The 16331-nt window shown below is 50.6% G+C and carries 15 protein-coding genes; 5 read left to right on the plus strand and 10 right to left on the minus strand.

Annotation, left to right across the window (positions count from 1 at the left end; genetic code table 11):
• Positions 1 to 124: 124 nt before the first annotated feature.
• Entirely contained in the window at positions 125 to 3622 is a 3498-nt protein-coding gene (mfd, locus tag THS27_RS19705; RefSeq protein WP_139835676.1) for a transcription-repair coupling factor, read from the minus strand.
• Between the two features lie 4 nt (positions 3623 to 3626).
• A complete protein-coding gene (locus THS27_RS19710; protein WP_085593779.1) occupies positions 3627 to 3902 on the minus strand; it encodes a succinate dehydrogenase assembly factor 2 in 276 nt (91 codons plus the stop codon).
• Positions 3903 to 4151: 249 nt separating this feature from the next.
• Here THS27_RS19710 and recG point away from each other — a divergent pair, with 249 nt between their 5' ends.
• Positions 4152 to 6239, plus strand: coding sequence for an ATP-dependent DNA helicase RecG (gene recG, locus THS27_RS19715; RefSeq protein ID WP_085593780.1), 2088 nt, complete (start codon positions 4152 to 4154; stop codon positions 6237 to 6239).
• A gap of 178 nt (positions 6240 to 6417) precedes the next feature.
• Here recG and THS27_RS19720 read toward each other — a convergent pair whose 3' ends face one another.
• Entirely contained in the window at positions 6418 to 7290 is an 873-nt protein-coding gene (locus THS27_RS19720; RefSeq protein WP_085593781.1) for a DUF502 domain-containing protein, read from the minus strand.
• Between the two features lie 197 nt (positions 7291 to 7487).
• Between THS27_RS19720 and THS27_RS19725 the strand changes: the two genes are divergently transcribed.
• Complete coding sequence (locus tag THS27_RS19725; protein ID WP_085593782.1) at positions 7488 to 7754, plus strand: hypothetical protein; 267 nt, start codon at positions 7488 to 7490, stop codon at positions 7752 to 7754.
• Positions 7755 to 8219 (plus strand): NUDIX hydrolase, encoded by a 465-nt coding sequence (locus THS27_RS19730; protein WP_085593783.1) that lies wholly within the window; start codon positions 7755 to 7757, stop codon positions 8217 to 8219.
• A gap of 82 nt (positions 8220 to 8301) precedes the next feature.
• On the opposite strand, the gene rpoH is transcribed toward THS27_RS19730, so the two are convergent.
• A complete protein-coding gene (gene rpoH / locus THS27_RS19735; RefSeq protein ID WP_085593784.1) occupies positions 8302 to 9171 on the minus strand; it encodes an RNA polymerase sigma factor RpoH in 870 nt (289 codons plus the stop codon).
• A 580-nt stretch (positions 9172 to 9751) separates the two neighbouring features.
• On the opposite strand from rpoH, the gene THS27_RS19740 reads away from it, so the two are divergent.
• Both THS27_RS19740 and THS27_RS19745 read left to right on the plus strand, forming a co-directional pair.
• The gene (locus tag THS27_RS19740; protein WP_085593785.1) at positions 9752 to 10174 is read left to right on the plus strand and encodes a YchJ family protein; all 423 of its coding nucleotides are present in this window, start codon (positions 9752 to 9754) and stop codon (positions 10172 to 10174) included.
• A 238-nt stretch (positions 10175 to 10412) separates the two neighbouring features.
• Positions 10413 to 11414 (plus strand): histidine phosphatase family protein, encoded by a 1002-nt coding sequence (locus THS27_RS19745; protein ID WP_085593786.1) that lies wholly within the window; start codon positions 10413 to 10415, stop codon positions 11412 to 11414.
• Between the two features lie 114 nt (positions 11415 to 11528).
• On the opposite strand, the gene THS27_RS19750 is transcribed toward THS27_RS19745, so the two are convergent.
• The 6 genes from THS27_RS19750 to THS27_RS19775 form a co-directional block, all read right to left on the minus strand.
• Positions 11529 to 11975, minus strand: a complete 447-nt coding sequence (locus THS27_RS19750) for an NUDIX domain-containing protein (protein ID WP_085593787.1) — start codon at positions 11973 to 11975, stop codon at positions 11529 to 11531.
• Between the two features lie 184 nt (positions 11976 to 12159).
• Positions 12160 to 12693 (minus strand): single-stranded DNA-binding protein, encoded by a 534-nt coding sequence (ssb, locus tag THS27_RS19755; protein ID WP_085593788.1) that lies wholly within the window; start codon positions 12691 to 12693, stop codon positions 12160 to 12162.
• 68 nt (positions 12694 to 12761) lie between these two features.
• Positions 12762 to 13235 carry a GAF domain-containing protein gene (locus THS27_RS19760; RefSeq protein ID WP_210402953.1) on the minus strand — a complete coding sequence of 158 codons (474 nt, stop codon included), beginning with the start codon at positions 13233 to 13235 and terminating at the stop codon, positions 12762 to 12764.
• Between the two features lie 169 nt (positions 13236 to 13404).
• Positions 13405 to 14475: a sn-glycerol-3-phosphate import ATP-binding protein UgpC gene (locus tag THS27_RS19765; RefSeq protein WP_085593790.1), complete on the minus strand. Its 1071-nt coding sequence runs from the start codon at positions 14473 to 14475 to the stop codon at positions 13405 to 13407.
• A gap of 71 nt (positions 14476 to 14546) precedes the next feature.
• Positions 14547 to 15401 (minus strand): sn-glycerol-3-phosphate ABC transporter permease UgpE, encoded by an 855-nt coding sequence (gene ugpE, locus THS27_RS19770; protein ID WP_085593791.1) that lies wholly within the window; start codon positions 15399 to 15401, stop codon positions 14547 to 14549.
• A gap of 14 nt (positions 15402 to 15415) precedes the next feature.
• The gene (locus THS27_RS19775; protein ID WP_085593792.1) at positions 15416 to 16294 is read right to left on the minus strand and encodes an ABC transporter permease subunit; all 879 of its coding nucleotides are present in this window, start codon (positions 16292 to 16294) and stop codon (positions 15416 to 15418) included.
• Positions 16295 to 16331: the final 37 nt, after the last annotated feature.

Consider the following 16331-nt stretch of genomic DNA (forward strand, 5'->3'; position numbering starts at 1 on the left):
CACTTGAATTTTGAATCCAGCCACACTCACGCCGTAACAGCATATAGCCTGAGAATATGAAAAATGGCGGCCCGTTTCCGGTGCCGCCATTCTTGTATCAAGAGGTTATCATTTCAAATTCTGCTCAGGCCCTGGCAGCAATTTCCGACAACCGGCGCATTAGGCGTTTGACGCCATCCAGCCGGTCCATCGGGCCATCCCAGCCCGCGATATAAACAATTTTATGATCCGGCCGCAAACGCGCTACGCCAACCTGTTGCTGAATAAAACCGATTAAACCGGCAGGGTTCGGGAATTCGTTATTGTGAAGCGTGATAACCGCACCCTTGGGCCCGGCATCCAGTTTTTCGACATTGGCACTGCGGCACCATAGTTTGATGGTTACAACGTCCAACAGGTTTTCAACTTCCTTGGGCAGTTTGCCAAACCGGTCAATCATTTCCGCACCGAACTGGTCCACTTCCTCGCGCGTGCGCAATTCAGACAATCGGCGGTACAGGCCCAGTCGCACGCCAAGATCAGGAACAAAACGGTCCGGAATCAAAACAGGCATCCCGATATTGATTTGCGGAACAAACCCGGCATCAGCGGCATCATCGATTTCGCCTTTGGCCTCGGCCACGGCTTCCTCGATCATTTGCTGATAAAGTTCAATCCCGACTTCCTTGATATGGCCGGATTGCTCTTCACCCAGAAGGTTACCGGCCCCGCGAATATCAAGGTCATGTGATGCCAGGTTAAACCCGGCCCCCAGACTATCCAGCGTTTGCATCACTTCAAGGCGTTTCATCGCCGTCGCCGTCAGCTTTTTACCGTTGGGCAGGGTTAAATAGGCATAGGCGCGCTGTTTTGAACGGCCAATACGCCCGCGTAACTGATAAAGCTGCGCCAGCCCAAACATGTCTGCACGGTGCAAAATCATGGTATTGGCATTGGGAACATCAATACCCGATTCAATGATGTTGGTTGCCAGCAACAAATCAAATTTGCGTTCCACAAAATCCGTCATGACCTGTTCAAGGTCGCGTGCGCCCATTTGCCCATGCGCCACATCAAACTTGATTTCAGGAACCAGTGTTTCAAGCTCCTTTGCCACCCGGCCAATGTCAGACACACGCGGGCAAACATAAAAAATTTGTCCGCCACGGTGACGTTCGCGCAAAATCGCTTCGCGCACCACAACCGGGTCATAAGGGGTGATGTATGTTCGCACCGCCAAACGGTCGACCGGTGGTGTTGCAATGATCGACAGTTCCTTCACCCCGGTCAGGGCCAGTTGCAAAGTACGCGGGATAGGCGTAGCGGTTAAAGTCAGCACATGCACATCGGTTTTAAGTTCTTTAAGGCGTTCCTTGTGCTTGACGCCAAAATGCTGTTCTTCATCAACAATCAGTAAGCCAAGGTCATTAAATTTAACGCCCTGCCCTAATAATGCATGAGTGCCACAAACAATATCAACATGGCCGCTTTCAAGATTGTCTTTCACCAGCTTGGCATTTTTACCGGTTACCAGGCGTGAAAGCTGTTCAACCCGGACAGGTAAATCGTTAAATCGTTCCTTGAAATTCAGGTAGTGCTGGCGGCACAACAAAGTGGTTGGAGCAACAATGGCAACCTGTTTTCCCGACATGACAGCGGCAAATGCAGCGCGCAAGGCAACCTCGGTTTTCCCAAAACCCACATCACCGCATACCAAACGGTCCATTGGCTTGCCTGCCGCCAGATCACCAAGCGTATCGTGAATGGCACGGGCCTGGTCTTCGGTCTCGGTAAAAGGAAACCGCGCGCAGAATTCGTCGTAAGTGCCTTCGGGCACGGTCAAGGCTTCGCCCTTGCGCAAATGGCGGGCAGCAGCAACCTTGATCAGCTTGTCGGCCATATCGCGAATACGTTCGCGCAGCTTGGCCTTGCGGGCCTGCCATGCGGCACCACCAAGACGATCCAGGATCGATAATCCTTCGTCGGATCCATAACGCGATAAAACTTCGATATTTTCTACCGGAACAAACAGCTTGTCACCGCCATCATATTCCAGTTGCAGGCAATCATGCGGGGCGCCACCGGCGGTTACCGTCATTAAGCCCAGATAGCGGCCAATACCGTGTTCGATGTGAACTACAAGGTCGCCTTCGGCTATTTCCGATGCTTCACGCAAAAAGTTTTCAGCCTTGCGGCGGCGACCGCCAGGGCGGCTCATGCGGTCGCCCAGAATATCCTGCTCGGTTAAAAACCACAGGCCTTCGCGACGAAAACCATGCTCAATATCAAGGATGACGACGGCGCAATGCTCCGAAGTCAGATCATCGGTGATATCTTCCCAGCATTCGGCAGTAACAACCTTGCCAACCCCGTGTTCACGCAAAAGCGACACCATGCGGTCGCGCGATCCATCGGAATAGGATGCAATAACAACCTTGTTCTGTTTGCCCCGCTGGGCCGAAATAAAATCACGCAATTCGTCATACAGGTTAACGTCGGCACGGGCGCGAATATCGCCAAAATCGCGGCCCTTGCGTGCGCCCATATCAAAAACGCCCCGTTCGGCATTTTCTTCTTCAACGTAGGGCGATAGATCCAGCACCAGCCGCCCGGCAAGGTTACGTTCAAATTCGGCGTGGTCGAGATAAAGCCGTTCTGGCGGAACAGGTTTATAAACACTATCGCCCGAAAGACCGCCGCCTTTAATATTTTGACGGGCCTGAAAATAATCATCGATCATTTCCAGGCGATTATCAATCGCCTCGCCCACCTGATGATCCAGGCTGATAATTGCATCGGGCAAGTAGGTGAAAATGGTATCCAGACCGTCATGAAACAAAGGTAACCAATGCTCCATGCCGCCATATTTCAGGCCGGCACTAATTGATTCATATAATGGATCAGTTTGTGAAACATTGCCAAATAATTCGCGATATTTGCTGCGAAAAAGCGAAATTGTGTCAGCGTCGAGAAATATCTCGCCGACAGGTAACAGCGATATTTCACCGATGCGACCTACTGTGCGTTGGCTTTCGACATCAAATCGGCGAATGCTTTCAATTTCATCACCGAAAAAATCCAGCCGGACCGGCTCCTTCATGCCTGGCGCAAAAATATCAACGATATCGCCACGGACAGCATAATCGCCCGGTTCCATTACCTGTTCGGCACGGCCATAGCCCATGCGTTCAAAATAGGCGGTTAGATCAGCGCGGGAATAATCCTGCCCGGTTTTCAAGGTTAGCTTGCCACGCTGCATTACCTCGACCATCGGCACACGCTGCATCACGGCAGCGGCCGTTGTCAGTACAATGCGCCCGAACTCTCCGACCCGTTGGCTGGGGTCGGCCAGGACAGACAGGGTTTCAACCCGGCGTGCGGTAACATCGGCCACGGGCGAAACACGGTCATATGGCAGGCAATCCCACGCAGGAAATGACAGGACTTCAACTTCGCCAGCAAAAAAATGCAAGGCTTCGGCCATTTGCGCCATGCGTTTATCATCGCGCGCAATATGCAATATGGTGCCTTTGTCCTTTGCTGCATCCATAACTTCGCGCAGCAAAAGCGCATCGTAACCTTCCGGCACCCCACCCAGCCGGGTATGATTGGTGCGTGTGACGATATCTGTAATATTATTCAATGTCTTATTTGGCGTTGCTAAGTTCGTTAATCATGGCCAGAACATCGGTGTCATAGGCTGCTGGCGCTTTTTCCTTGCCGGTGGCCCATTTGAAAAAATCAGCTTCCGGCACATCAACGATCAGGGATTCGAAGTCATCAAGTTGACGTTCTGTCAGGGTTGCCAAATGGGCATCCATAAAACGGCCAACCAGAATGTCGTTTTCCTTGGTCCCGCGATGGGCACCGCGAAATTGCAATTTTTTACGCCGCAATTCCAGTGCATTGTCATGGTCAGTCATGGGCCGTATTCTCCTGTCACTGTTTGCGCGCATGTCCAGATATGGCACAATGTCGCTTTCCGGCAATGGCCTAGGGTCAAGGCCTAGCGTTGTAAGGCAATTTGCCAAATTGGTCCATGCTGTGAAGGGCCGGATTTGCGACTGTGGCCCAACTCGATGGTTGCGGACGTGAAAATATGCTGTATACCGAACAGAAACAAGTATTTGTTCTTCTAATGTTCCATTTTTTGAGTTTTAAGTATAAAGCCTATGCGCCCGGAAATCCTGTTCCCGCTTTTTGCTGAAATAGACAGCTTGCCAGGTATTGGCCCGCGGTTAAAGCCGCTCGTCGAACGGTTGATTGGCGGCGTGCATCTGGTGGATTTATTGTGGCACCTGCCCTCCGGCCTGATCGATCGGCGATTTTCGCCGCCCCTGACGGAAACTGTTGATGGCGCGATTGTTACGCTGGACGTTTTTGTTGAACGCCATGAACCATCGCCTGACCGCAGGCGTCCCTATCGCATCATTTGTCGCACCGACGACGGTTTTGTCACGCTGGTGTTTTTTAATGCGCGGGGAAAATACCTTAACGAGGTTTTGCCCGAAGGCGAAAAACGGATCATTTCCGGCAAGATCGACCACTACCGCGGGGAATACCAGATCACCCACCCCGACCGGATCGGCACCGAAGCCGAGCGTGACGCTATCCAGACGGTCGAGCCGGTTTATCCAATGTCTGCCGGGGTCACCGGAAAAACCCTGACCAAAGCTATTCAAAGCGCGCTGGGCCACGTTCCCGATTTGCCGGAATGGCACGACCCCGCCTTGCAAAAGCGCCATGGCTGGCCCGATTTTAAAACGGCGCTGTTTCAGGTTCATAAACCTGAAGAAGACCGCGACCTGTTACCCGACCATGCAGCCCGCAGCCGCTTGGCCTATGATGAATTACTGGCTAATCAACTGGCACTGACCCTGATCCGGGCGAAAATGAAAAAGCTGGGCGGTCGGTCTATTGCGGGTGATGGCAGGTTGCGCCAATTGCTTGGTAAAATGTTGCCTTTTGCGCTAACCGGCGCACAGCAACGTTCCCTTAAAGAAATTAACGACGATATGGCCAGCACAGGCCGTATGTTGCGGCTTTTGCAAGGCGATGTTGGCTCGGGTAAAACGGTCGTGGCCTTGATGGCGATGTTAAATGCCGTTGAAACCGGGCGGCAAGCTGCCCTGATGGCACCAACCGAAATTCTGGCCCGGCAGCATTTTGAAACCATTGCCCCCATGCTCGAACAGATCGGGGTGACCTGCACCTTGCTGACCGGGCGGGATAAAGGTAAGGCCCGGCAGAAAATTCTTGATGGTTTGGCAAGCGGTGAATTTGCCGTTGCGGTTGGCACGCACGCCCTGTTCCAGGAAAGTGTTGCCTTTCACGACCTGGCCTTTGCCGTAGTGGATGAACAGCACCGGTTTGGCGTGCATCAACGCCTGATGCTGGCAGCAAAAGGCACAGCCGTGGATGTGCTGGTGATGACGGCAACCCCCATACCACGCACCCTGACCCTGACGGCATTTGGGGACATGGAAGTCTCCCGGCTAGATGAAAAGCCGCCCGGGCGCCTGCCGGTTGATACCCGTGTGCTACCAATTGACAAGGTAGAAGAAGTAACCGCAGGCATTGGACGTGCCATGCGCCAGGGCGCAAAGATTTACTGGGTTTGCCCGCTGGTAGAAGATTCCGAAATCGTTGATTTGCAAGCCGCCGAGGAGCGACATCGCATTCTGGTCGACCAGTATGGTGAAGGCCGCGTTGGCCTGATACATGGCAAAATGAAAGGCAAGGACAAGGATATCGTCATGGACAGATTTGCTCATGGCGATTTGTCGATCCTTGTTGCCACAACCGTGATTGAGGTGGGCGTAAATGTGCCCGAAGCCACGATTATGGTAATTGAGCATGCCGAACGTTTTGGTCTTGCGCAGTTACACCAGCTCCGCGGTCGCATTGGTCGTGGTGCCGGGGCGTCGACCTGTTTGTTGCTCTATGGTGCGCCGCTGGGCGAAATATCCAGGGCACGACTTAAAATCATGCGGGAAACTGAAGACGGCTTTATCATTGCCGAGGAAGATTTACGCTTGCGGGGTGCCGGAGAAGTATTGGGAACCCGGCAAAGCGGCCTTCAGGCCTATCGCCTCGCCAGCCTGGATTTACATGGCGATTTATTGGCTATTGCGCGCGATGATGCCCGGCTGATTGTTGATCGTGACCCCGATTTGCAAAGCCCACGCGGCCAATCATTACGCTTTTTGTTATACCTGTTTGAGCGCGACGAAGCTGTGCGGTATTTCCGCTCCGGCTAATGCCAACTTTCGGTAAACCCGACGCCCAACCCCTTGCCTTATGGGGTGATTGCGGTCAATGAGGTTTGAATTAAGTATATTTGCGTTCCTAATTGAAATGCCCATTGGCTAAAAGAAAGCAGGACAGGAACATAATGTCCTGCCCTGTTTTGTTTGATCACAGCAACGCCGAATAACCTTAGGCGTTTTCTGTTTTGTCTGCGCTTGCCCCGTTCGTGCTTTGCGTACTATCCGGACTATCGTTCGCGACTTCATGACGTGTCACAAGTATCGGCGCATTTTCCTTTTCGCGCAAAACATCCAGATCTTCATAGGTTCGTGCCGAAACCACCGGCTTTTCCTGCAAATCTTTGGGACGGCGGTCAACCGGCGTTACGATACCACCCGACATGACCATTTTAATGGCCTCTTCCACAGTCATATCAAGGACAACAACGTCCCGCTTGGGAACAAAAAGCAGAAATCCCGATGTCGGGTTTGGTGTGGTCGGCAAAAACACATTGATAACCTGATCTTCGGTCAGATTTTGAACTTCGCCTTTGGTTTCACCGGTAATAAAGCCAATTGCCCACATGCCGCGCCGCGGATATTCGATCAACACAGCCTGACGAAAAGCATTGGACTGATTTGCCAGCACGGTTTCCAGAATTTGCTTGATTGCACCGTAAATGCTACGCACTGCAGGAATACGACCGAGAATACGTTCGTAGACCTTGATCAGGGCGCGTCCGGCGAAATTGGTGGTAAGCCAGCCAACCAGTGTAATGGCAATGACAATTACCAGCAGACCAAAACCGGGAATCCCGTAACTTTGATAAGCCTCGGGCAAGTATATTTCCGGGTTATATTTTGCCGGAATTAACGGCATTACCGAGCCGTCGACAAATTCGATAAACCACCACGCCAGGCCAAAGGTAATTGCCAGTGGCGCGCTAACCAGAACCCCGGTTAAAAAATAGGTCCGCAACCGGCCAATAACACCCAAAGACGGAAGTGGCGGGGTTGGCGAAGTATTATTGGCATCGGGAGCATCATCACGCTTGGCGTTCATTTATCACCTTTGATAGGTTGTAGTGCGATAACACACTGCAAATATGTCTTTAAAGTTTGCCCGAAAAAATATGGCATTGCTGCGACAGCACTTCCCCGATAACACGCAGGTCGCAGCCTGCCTGTTTGGAATAGTGATAACAGCAAGCGCTTTTGCAGTGCAACCAAACAAACAGAAACCAACGAAAAGGAGCCGTTTTGCAGGTCTGGATTGTTGAATATATTTATGACGACGCGGGTGCTGTGCGCATCAACACAACCAATGTGCGGGCGGAAAATTATGAAACCGCCCGAAAATATGCGGCAGAGAATGCGCCAGCGGCAGATTTTGTTATGTCTCTGCACCCGCAATCAGACGAACAGTTTTTGGGGCGCACAGTTATTCAGGCGCATGAAATGACTGGAAAAATCGTAAGCGATTTGCCTGACCCCGACCTTGAAGATGAAGATGATGGCTCCGAATAAATGACAAACCCCGGGGACCGGCATAACCCCACCCGGCCTTTAATCGGCGTTGGGGGTGTAGTTTGGCATCAAAACAAGGTTTTATTGATACGGCGGGGTAAACCGCCAAAAGCCGGAGAATGGAGCCTGCCAGGTGGCGCGCAGGAACTGGGGGAAACCGTAGTCGAAACCCTGATTCGCGAAGTGTTTGAAGAAACGTCAATTCGCATCAACAATATTGAATTTCTTGAAATTGTGGATTTGATTGTTCAGGGCGAAGAGCATGGCAAGCCCCGTTATCATTATACACTGATTGATTTTAGTGCCGATGCGGCACAGCAATCAACCCGCCCCACGCCCGGTGATGATGCGATTGACTCCATATGGGCAGACCCCGATGCCCTTGAAACATATGGATTATGGGAAAAAACCATTGAAGTGATCAGAAAATCACAACAGCAACGCATGGCCCGCCTTTCCGATTGAGCCAAACTTCAGGTACAAAAAAGGGCGGCATCGTAATGCCACCCTTGATATACGCCTGATCCATCAGATTAGATAATTGCTATCAAGCAGCCTGATGTTGGGTCAGAACAGATTCCTGTAACTTCTTGAATGCACGGGCTTCAAGCTGGCGGACGCGTTCACGGCTGACGCCAAAACGTTCACCAAGTTTTTCAAGTGTGATCGGATCATCGCTTAAAAAACGTGCCAGAATAATTTCGCGTTCCCGGTCCGGCAGCTCACCCAGGGCATTTTTCAGCATGCCATTGTGCAAATTGCGTTCTTCTGAATCCGCAACCAGTGCTTCAGGCGATGGTGAATCCGAGGCCAGCGTATCAAGATATTCCATGCCTTCATCTTTGGGCATGGGCGTGTTTAACGAAAAATCACGTGCCGCCAGACGACGGTTCATGTCCAGCGCTTCCTTGTCGGTCACGCCAAGGCGTTCTGCAACCTGACCCGCCTGTTCCGGGGTCAATTCGCCATTGTCATAGATATTAAGCTGTTTCTTGGCCTTGCGCAGGCTGAAGAAAAGTTTCTTTTGCGCTGCCATCGTGCCAAGTTTGACCATTGACCAGCTGTGAAGGATATATTCCGTCACGGCGGCACGGATCCACCACATCGCATAAGTTGACAGGCGAAAGCCTTTTTCAGGGTCAAATTTTTGTACCGCGCGCATCAGGCCGGTGTTCCCTTCGGCAACCAGATCGGTTATCGGCAAGCCGTAACCGCGATAGCCAAAGGCAATTTTGGCAACAAGGCGCAAATGGCTGGTCACCATTTTGTGGGCGGCGTCGGTGTCTTCATGTTCGACATAACGCCGTGCCAGCATGTATTCCTCGTCAGCAGTCAGCATCGGGAATTTCCATACCTGGCGAAGATATCCAGAAAAGCCGTCATCCTGGGGAACGGCAGGTAATTTAAGGGTACTCATGGTTTTGTCCTCCTGAGAGGTCAACGCAAACCGGTTTCGTCACATTGGGACGGGTCAGTACCGGCAATTATTACGCAAACCTCAATCATGTGTAATTGAAACACTTCACAGGCAGAAATGGCTAAACATGCAACAACAGCATAACGGGGCCATTTCGAAAAAGCCTATGGAAGAGGACGCCTGATGCAAAACTGGGTATTCATGATGTGTCTCATCCTTACTTTGAAGCAAATCGACATTACGTCCGCCAAAACCTGGCCGGACTTAAATCCGGCGGTGCCTAATGGGCCCCCACCCGCTTTCTGAAAGTTAATATATCTAATCCCGAGTAAATTCGTCAAGATAAAAACGCACATCCCGACTTATGGATTAGGACCAAATATCAACCTTCTATCGATTATACCCCACTAAAAAAGTCAGGTATAATCATTTCCCGCAAAGTCACGGTAGAAACGATATAAGGCGAAAAAAAGGCAATTTGCTTTCTGACGCAATCACTCTATGTTCACAACGCTGTGAAGCCCTTTCTGTTCCATGATTTTTGTCCTTCTTCGGCCCCCAGATACGGACGCTGTTTGCCATGTCAAATTCGACCAGCATCGCTGTAACATCGACCACTGCCTGCCCGTGTGGCACCGGGCAAACCTATGGCAAATGTTGCCAGCCATTTCATGCGGGAAGCAAGCTTCCTGCGACAGCGGTTCAACTGATGCGGTCGCGCTATTGTGCTTTTGCCCTGGGTCTGGGCCAATACCTGGCAGAAACCGTGCCCGAAGAAAAAGCCCATGAATTTGCGGTCAGGACAGTTTCGCGGCAAAAATGCCGCTGGACCAACCTTGAAATCGTCAAGACAGAAGCCGGCGGATTATTTGAAAACACCGGTTACGTTGAATTCATTGCCAGCTTTACCGAAAATGGCCGCCGCGAAACATTGCACGAGAATTCCCGTTTCTTGCGCCACAACGGAAAATGGCTTTATGTCGATGGGGAAATGCTTCCGTAAGGTGATCAGCCTGTTCTGGCTGGGGTATGCATGGGGCAGTCATAAAAATTTCATGGCATCCCTTGCCGATATGTGCAATACGGCGCCACACCTAGCGAACTGTTGAAGATATTGGCACAATTGATCTTGTGCACCATTTTAACCTGACAATTTGATCCCATATTATTCATGCAAATAAAAGCCGGTTGCCCTCATATATGGCGGGCTGGCATTTTAATTCTTTTTCAAGGGCACCTGAATGAAACGTTTAATCACCCTTTTGCGGCACGGTGAAACTGTCACCTACGACGCCAGGGGCGATTTTTGCCGTCCGTTAACCGAAGAGGGCAAATTAAACGTTCAGCGTATCGGTGCTTTTCTGGATAAAAAGAACCTGCACCCCGATAAAATAATTGCGTCGCCCGCAGAACGCACAGTTCATTCGGCTGAAAAACTGCACAAAACCCTGTATCCTGGCATCAAGCCCGATATTACGACGAATGCAGATTTTTATAATGCCACGGCATCAACCCTGCTTGCCGCGTTAACAGCCCTTGATCCTGAAACAAGGCATGTTCTGATTGTGGGGCACAATCCTGGTATCAGCGCCCTGCCCGCCCTTGTTGCCGGGGCTGACTTGCGTAAAAAACGTCTGTTTCCATCAATGAAACCTGCATCGATGATCATGATTGAAGTTTCGGGAAAATGGTCCGGCCTGTCGCCAGAATCGGGACGAATTGTCGAAATGATTGATGCGGCCGACGTTGCACAGGAATTTGCCTGGCCCGACCGTAACGGGACCGAAACACGAAAACGGCCAGCCTATTTTTATCATCAGTCGTCCGTTATTCCTTTTCGGGTCATGCCTGATCACAGCCCCGATGCCGATATCGATATTCTGATGACGTTATCGAGCAGTGGCAAACATCTGGTTATCCCGAAGGGAGCAATTGACCCTGGTTTAACTGCAATTGAAAGCGCGGTTAAAGAAGCACGTGAAGAAGCAGGATGCATTGGCACGGTGCACGAACCTGCGGTCGGATCCTATCATTACCAAAAATGGGGCGCGCGTTGTAATGTTGAGGTCTTTGCAATGCAGGTGACGGATTTATTACCTGATACGGAATGGGAGGAATCCCATCGTGGTCGCAAATGGATTGCCCTGAACGACGCCATTGAAACCGTAAAGGAAGAAGGCCTGCGAAAGATCTTACAGGTGTTCAGAGATCAAAAAAGCCGGTTTGTAAACATTCCTGATTAATTCGGAATTTCCCAACCATTGTTATGCTTTGTCCCGGCTCGATAGAGAACGAAAAACCACCATCAAGCCCCTGTTCGATAAAGATCCTGCAACAGTACGAAGATGCAATTCGGGCTATCGGATTGCTGACAGTTCCAAAGAACATTGAACGGCCCAACGATGAAAAGGTCGCACCAGCTGTTGTTCAACATCAAGTGATGGCATCCACAGAAACTCGTGGTCCAGATCAATCTGGGCGACGGTTTTTTGCAAAATTTCAGCGATGTAAAATACCCCGCGTTTAAGGCGGTATTTGCCCTTGGCGCGGTTATTGACATACTGGGTCGCGATACCGATTTGCGAAATAATCCGAATGCCACACCCTGTTTCTTCAATTGCCTCGCGGTTAAGGGCAACCTTGCCTGTTTCACCCCGTTCCACACCACCCCCGATCAGCATAATACCCTTGGGTGTTTTAACCACACCGAGGCGCCCCTTGCCGTCAGGAATAACCGCATAGGCACAATCCTGAATATCATAGAATTTGCCCGGCTCGGGGCTGCCAAAAATTGGGCCGATCAAATATGTTTCTCCGTAGCAAGGATATAGGCAGGTTTGTGGGTAGACGTCACAAAATGAACTGTCTGAATTTTCATATCAACAAGTTCCCAGTTTGTAACGATAAAAAAAGGCAGCACCATAACGGTACTGCCTGTGTCTTGTTTATTTGCAATCGCAAGGGGTATTGGTTAACCCAGCATTTGCCTCAGAAAGGAATATCATCGTCCAGATCAGGGGCGCCACCTGGGGCAGAGCCGCCACCACTGCTGCGCGAGGATGAATTACCCCAGCCGGCATCGCCGCCACCGTCATTGCCGTAACCGCCGCTATCGCCGCCGCCATAGCCGCCACCTGATGATGAACCGCCGCCACTGCCACCACCGTCACCGCGACCATCAAGCATTGTTAGCGCGCTGTTAAAGCCTTCCAGGACGATTTCTGTGGTGTAGTTATCCTTGCCGTCCTGGCCCTGCCATTTGCGGGTACGCAGAACGCCTTCGATGTACAATTTGCTGCCTTTTTTAACAAAGCGCTCAACAACATCGGCCAGGCCTTCGTTAAAAACAACAATCCGGTGCCATTCGGTTCGCTCGCGGCGTTCACCGGACTGGCGATCCCGCCACTGTTCGGAGGTCGCGATGCTGAAATTGGCAATTTTTTTGCCTGCCTGGGTAAAACGGATTTCCGGGTCGCGGCCCAGATTACCAACGAGAATGACTTTATTGACACTGCCTGCCATCGGTTATCTTCCAAAGTTCGTTGTTAGTTTGCGATTCCGTTCCAGAACCGGCGAATAAATCTTGGCGATCAGCGCGCAAAAACCTGCGCCATTATAGCTTCAAGTGCGGTTTGATCAATCTCGTCGAAGGACCCGGTTTCTACACTGTCTACATCGAAAACCGCGATCAGTTTTCCGGACGGGTCAAGCACAGGTACCACGACTTCCGAATTGGAACGACTGTCACAGGCAATATGCCCTGGAAAGGCATGTACGTCGTCAACCACACAGCTTTTCAAGGTTGAGGCAACAGTGCCACAAACCCCTCGGCCAAACGGAATGCGCAGGCATCCAAGTGTTCCTTGATACGGACCAACCACCAATTCATTTTGTTTGATTGGATCAACGATATAGAACCCGGTCCAGAAATAATAGTCGAACTTTTCGGCCAGAACACAGCTTACTGTCGCCATCAATGCCGTCACATTGGCTTCGCCTTCGGTAATGCTGGCCAGTTCTTTCATGGCATCCGCATAAAGCGCGCTTTTCTGATCAGAGTTCAAGGTCGTTCTCCTGTCTTGCTCAGGCATGGAACTACCGTTTCAGCATGGCAGAAACAAGGACAAAATCGTATTTTCCCTAAAGCAGCACATGCGCAGCCCTATGGCTTAAAAGAAAACCACCCGTGATCTGCACGGGTGGTTTACATGGCAATACAACAAACAGTGCTGGTTAAATGCGCCGCCCACTGGCCTGATCAAACAAGTGAATTTGTGAAGGGTTTGAATATAGGGTCAGTTCATCACCGGCAGCATATGTATGGGTACCTTGCATTCGCAGGGTAATAGCTTCGTTTTTGCTGCCAAATGTCAGATATACAAGCGTTTCAGCCCCAAGACTTTCGGTAATGCGAACCTTTGCAGCAATGCTGCTTTCGGTTGGCGTGGTAATGGAAAGATGTTCCGGACGCACACCGACAACAACATCGCGATTTTCCGCAACATTATGGTCAAGCGCGAGGCGGGTACCGTCTGTCAGGACGACGTGGCTACGATCATTTGACACGCGACCATCAAGGAAATTCATTGATGGTGATCCAATGAAACCTGCGACAAAACGGGTGGCCGGTGTGTTGTAAATATCAATCGGCGAACCGATTTGTTCGGCCACCCCGCCATTCATCACAATTAGCCGATCGGCCAATGTCATGGCTTCGACCTGATCATGGGTAACATAAACCGATGTAGTACCAAGGCGTTGTTGCAGGTTTTTAATTTCCAGTCGCATGTCGACACGTAATTTGGCATCAAGGTTTGATAAAGGTTCATCAAACAAAAATGCCTTTGGTTCGCGCACAATTGCCCGTCCCATCGCAACACGCTGGCGCTGCCCACCCGATAATTGCCGGGGTTTGCGATCCAGTAATTCTGTTAGCTGCAAAATGGTGCCTGCTTCGCGTACGCGGCGATCAATTTCGTCCTTGTTATAACCCCGGTTTTTAAGGCCATAGGCCATATTGGCATAGTTCGACATATGCGGATAAAGCGCATAGTTCTGAAACACCATGGCAATATCGCGATCAGCCGGGGCCACGGTGTTTACAACCCGGTCGCCGATTGAAATTTCACCATCCGAAATGGTTTCAAGCCCGGCAATCATGCGCAGCAAGGTTGACTTGCCACACCCCGACGGCCCGACCAGAACAGCAAACTCACCGTCGGAAATTTCAAGATTAATACCGTGAATTGCCTTGTAGCCATTGGCGTAGGTTTTTTCGACCTGCTTTAGATTTAACGTTGCCATCTTGTTATCCTGTCGTCACCGGGACTGATATGTTTTGTTTAAAAGTTTGGTTTAGTCTTTTGAAATAAATATCATTTTTCAGTTTCAACCAGCCCCCGGACAAACATGCGCTGGAATATCACCACCACCAGAACCGGCGGAATGGAAGCCATGATCGTTAAGGCAAAAGCCTTGGGAAATTGCGGAATTTGCCCGCCTTCATAAAGCGAATTGTAAACCTGCTTAATGCCGATCACGATGGTATAAAGCTGATCATCGGTGGTCATCAAAAGCGGCCATAGATACTGGTTCCAGCCAACCACAAACATGATGATAAAGATCGCCGCGATCATGGTGACGGACAGCGGCACCAGAATGTCGATGAAAAACCGCCACGGCCCTGCCCCGTCCAGACGGGCCGCTTCAAGCAATTCGTCAGGCACTGAACGATAGAACTGACGAAAGAAAAATGTGCCGGTGGCCGATGCAATAAGCGGCAAAATCAAACCGGTATAGCTGTTAAGCAGGCCGAGTTTTGCAACCACTTCGTAAGACGGTACAATGCGAACCTCAAGCGGCAGCAACAAGGTGGCGAAAATTACCCAAAATAACGGCATCGCCAGGCGAAAGCGGAAATAGACGATAGCATAGGCCGCCATCATGGAAATAATGACCTTGCCAATGGCAAAACCCAGCCCCAGAACCATGCTGTTAAACAGCATTTGCAGCGCAGTGACCCGGCCTTTGGTCGCACTTTGGTCAAACAGGATTTTGCCGTAATTTTCGAAAAAATGCCCACCGGGCAAAAATTGCAACCCGTTTTGAAATAGAAATTCCCGTGTATGGGTCGAGGACGCAAAGGCAATCCAGACCGGCATGATCATGAAAAGCGAGCCTAAAATCAGGATCACATGGTTGGTCAGGGACCGCCATTTTGACTGATACATAACGATACCCCCTGTTAATAGTGAACTTTGCGTTCAATGAAGCGGAACTGGAACACGGTCAAAACGCTGACCATGATCATCAACAGTACAGATTGCGCTGAGCTGCCCCCCATATCCGCCCCCAGGAAACCATCCACGTAAACCTTGTAAACAAGCGTTGCCGTTGCCCCGCCCGGTGCACCCTTTGTTGACACATCGATAATCCCGAAAGTTTCAAAGAAGGCGTAGGTCAGATTAATGACCATCAGGAAAAATGTGGTAGGTGCCAAAAGCGGAAACGTAATGGTCCAGAAACGGCGTTCGGGACTTTTGCAGTCCAGCGTTGCCGCCTCGGTGACTGACTTTGGAATGCCTTGGAGACCCGACAAAAAGAATATGAAATTGACGCTAACCTGTTTCCACACCGCAATCAGCACCACGACAAAGGTGGCGTCATTGCCGTTCTGAATATGGTTAAAATCCAGACCCATCTTGTTAAACAGGATGTAAAGGTCGCCCATCAACGGGTTAAACAGCATGATGCCCAAAAGACCGGCGACCGGTGGCGCAACCGCATAGCCCCACATCAACAAGGTTTTGTAAACCTTGGCCCCCCGAATAACTTCGTCGGCGCGTACTGCTAAAAATAACGAAATCGCAATTGATAAAACAGCAACCAGCGTCGAGAAAACAACGGTAAAACCGGCCGATTTCAACCAGCTGGGGCTGGATAAAACATCTTCAAAATTTCGAAACCAGACAAATTGCGAAGACATGCCAAAGGCGTCTTCCAGCAAAAAGGACTGGTGGACCGCCTGGGCGGCCGGCCAAAGAAAAAATATGGCAATAATTATGATTTGAGGTGCCACAAAAAGATAGGGTACCGGGCTATGCCCGAATTGAACGCGTTTCATAACGGATCCCGGCCTGACGCAAACAGGAAAACAAAAA

The organism is Thalassospira sp. MCCC 1A01428 (assembly GCF_002115825.1).
GTDB lineage: Bacteria > Pseudomonadota > Alphaproteobacteria > Rhodospirillales > Thalassospiraceae > Thalassospira.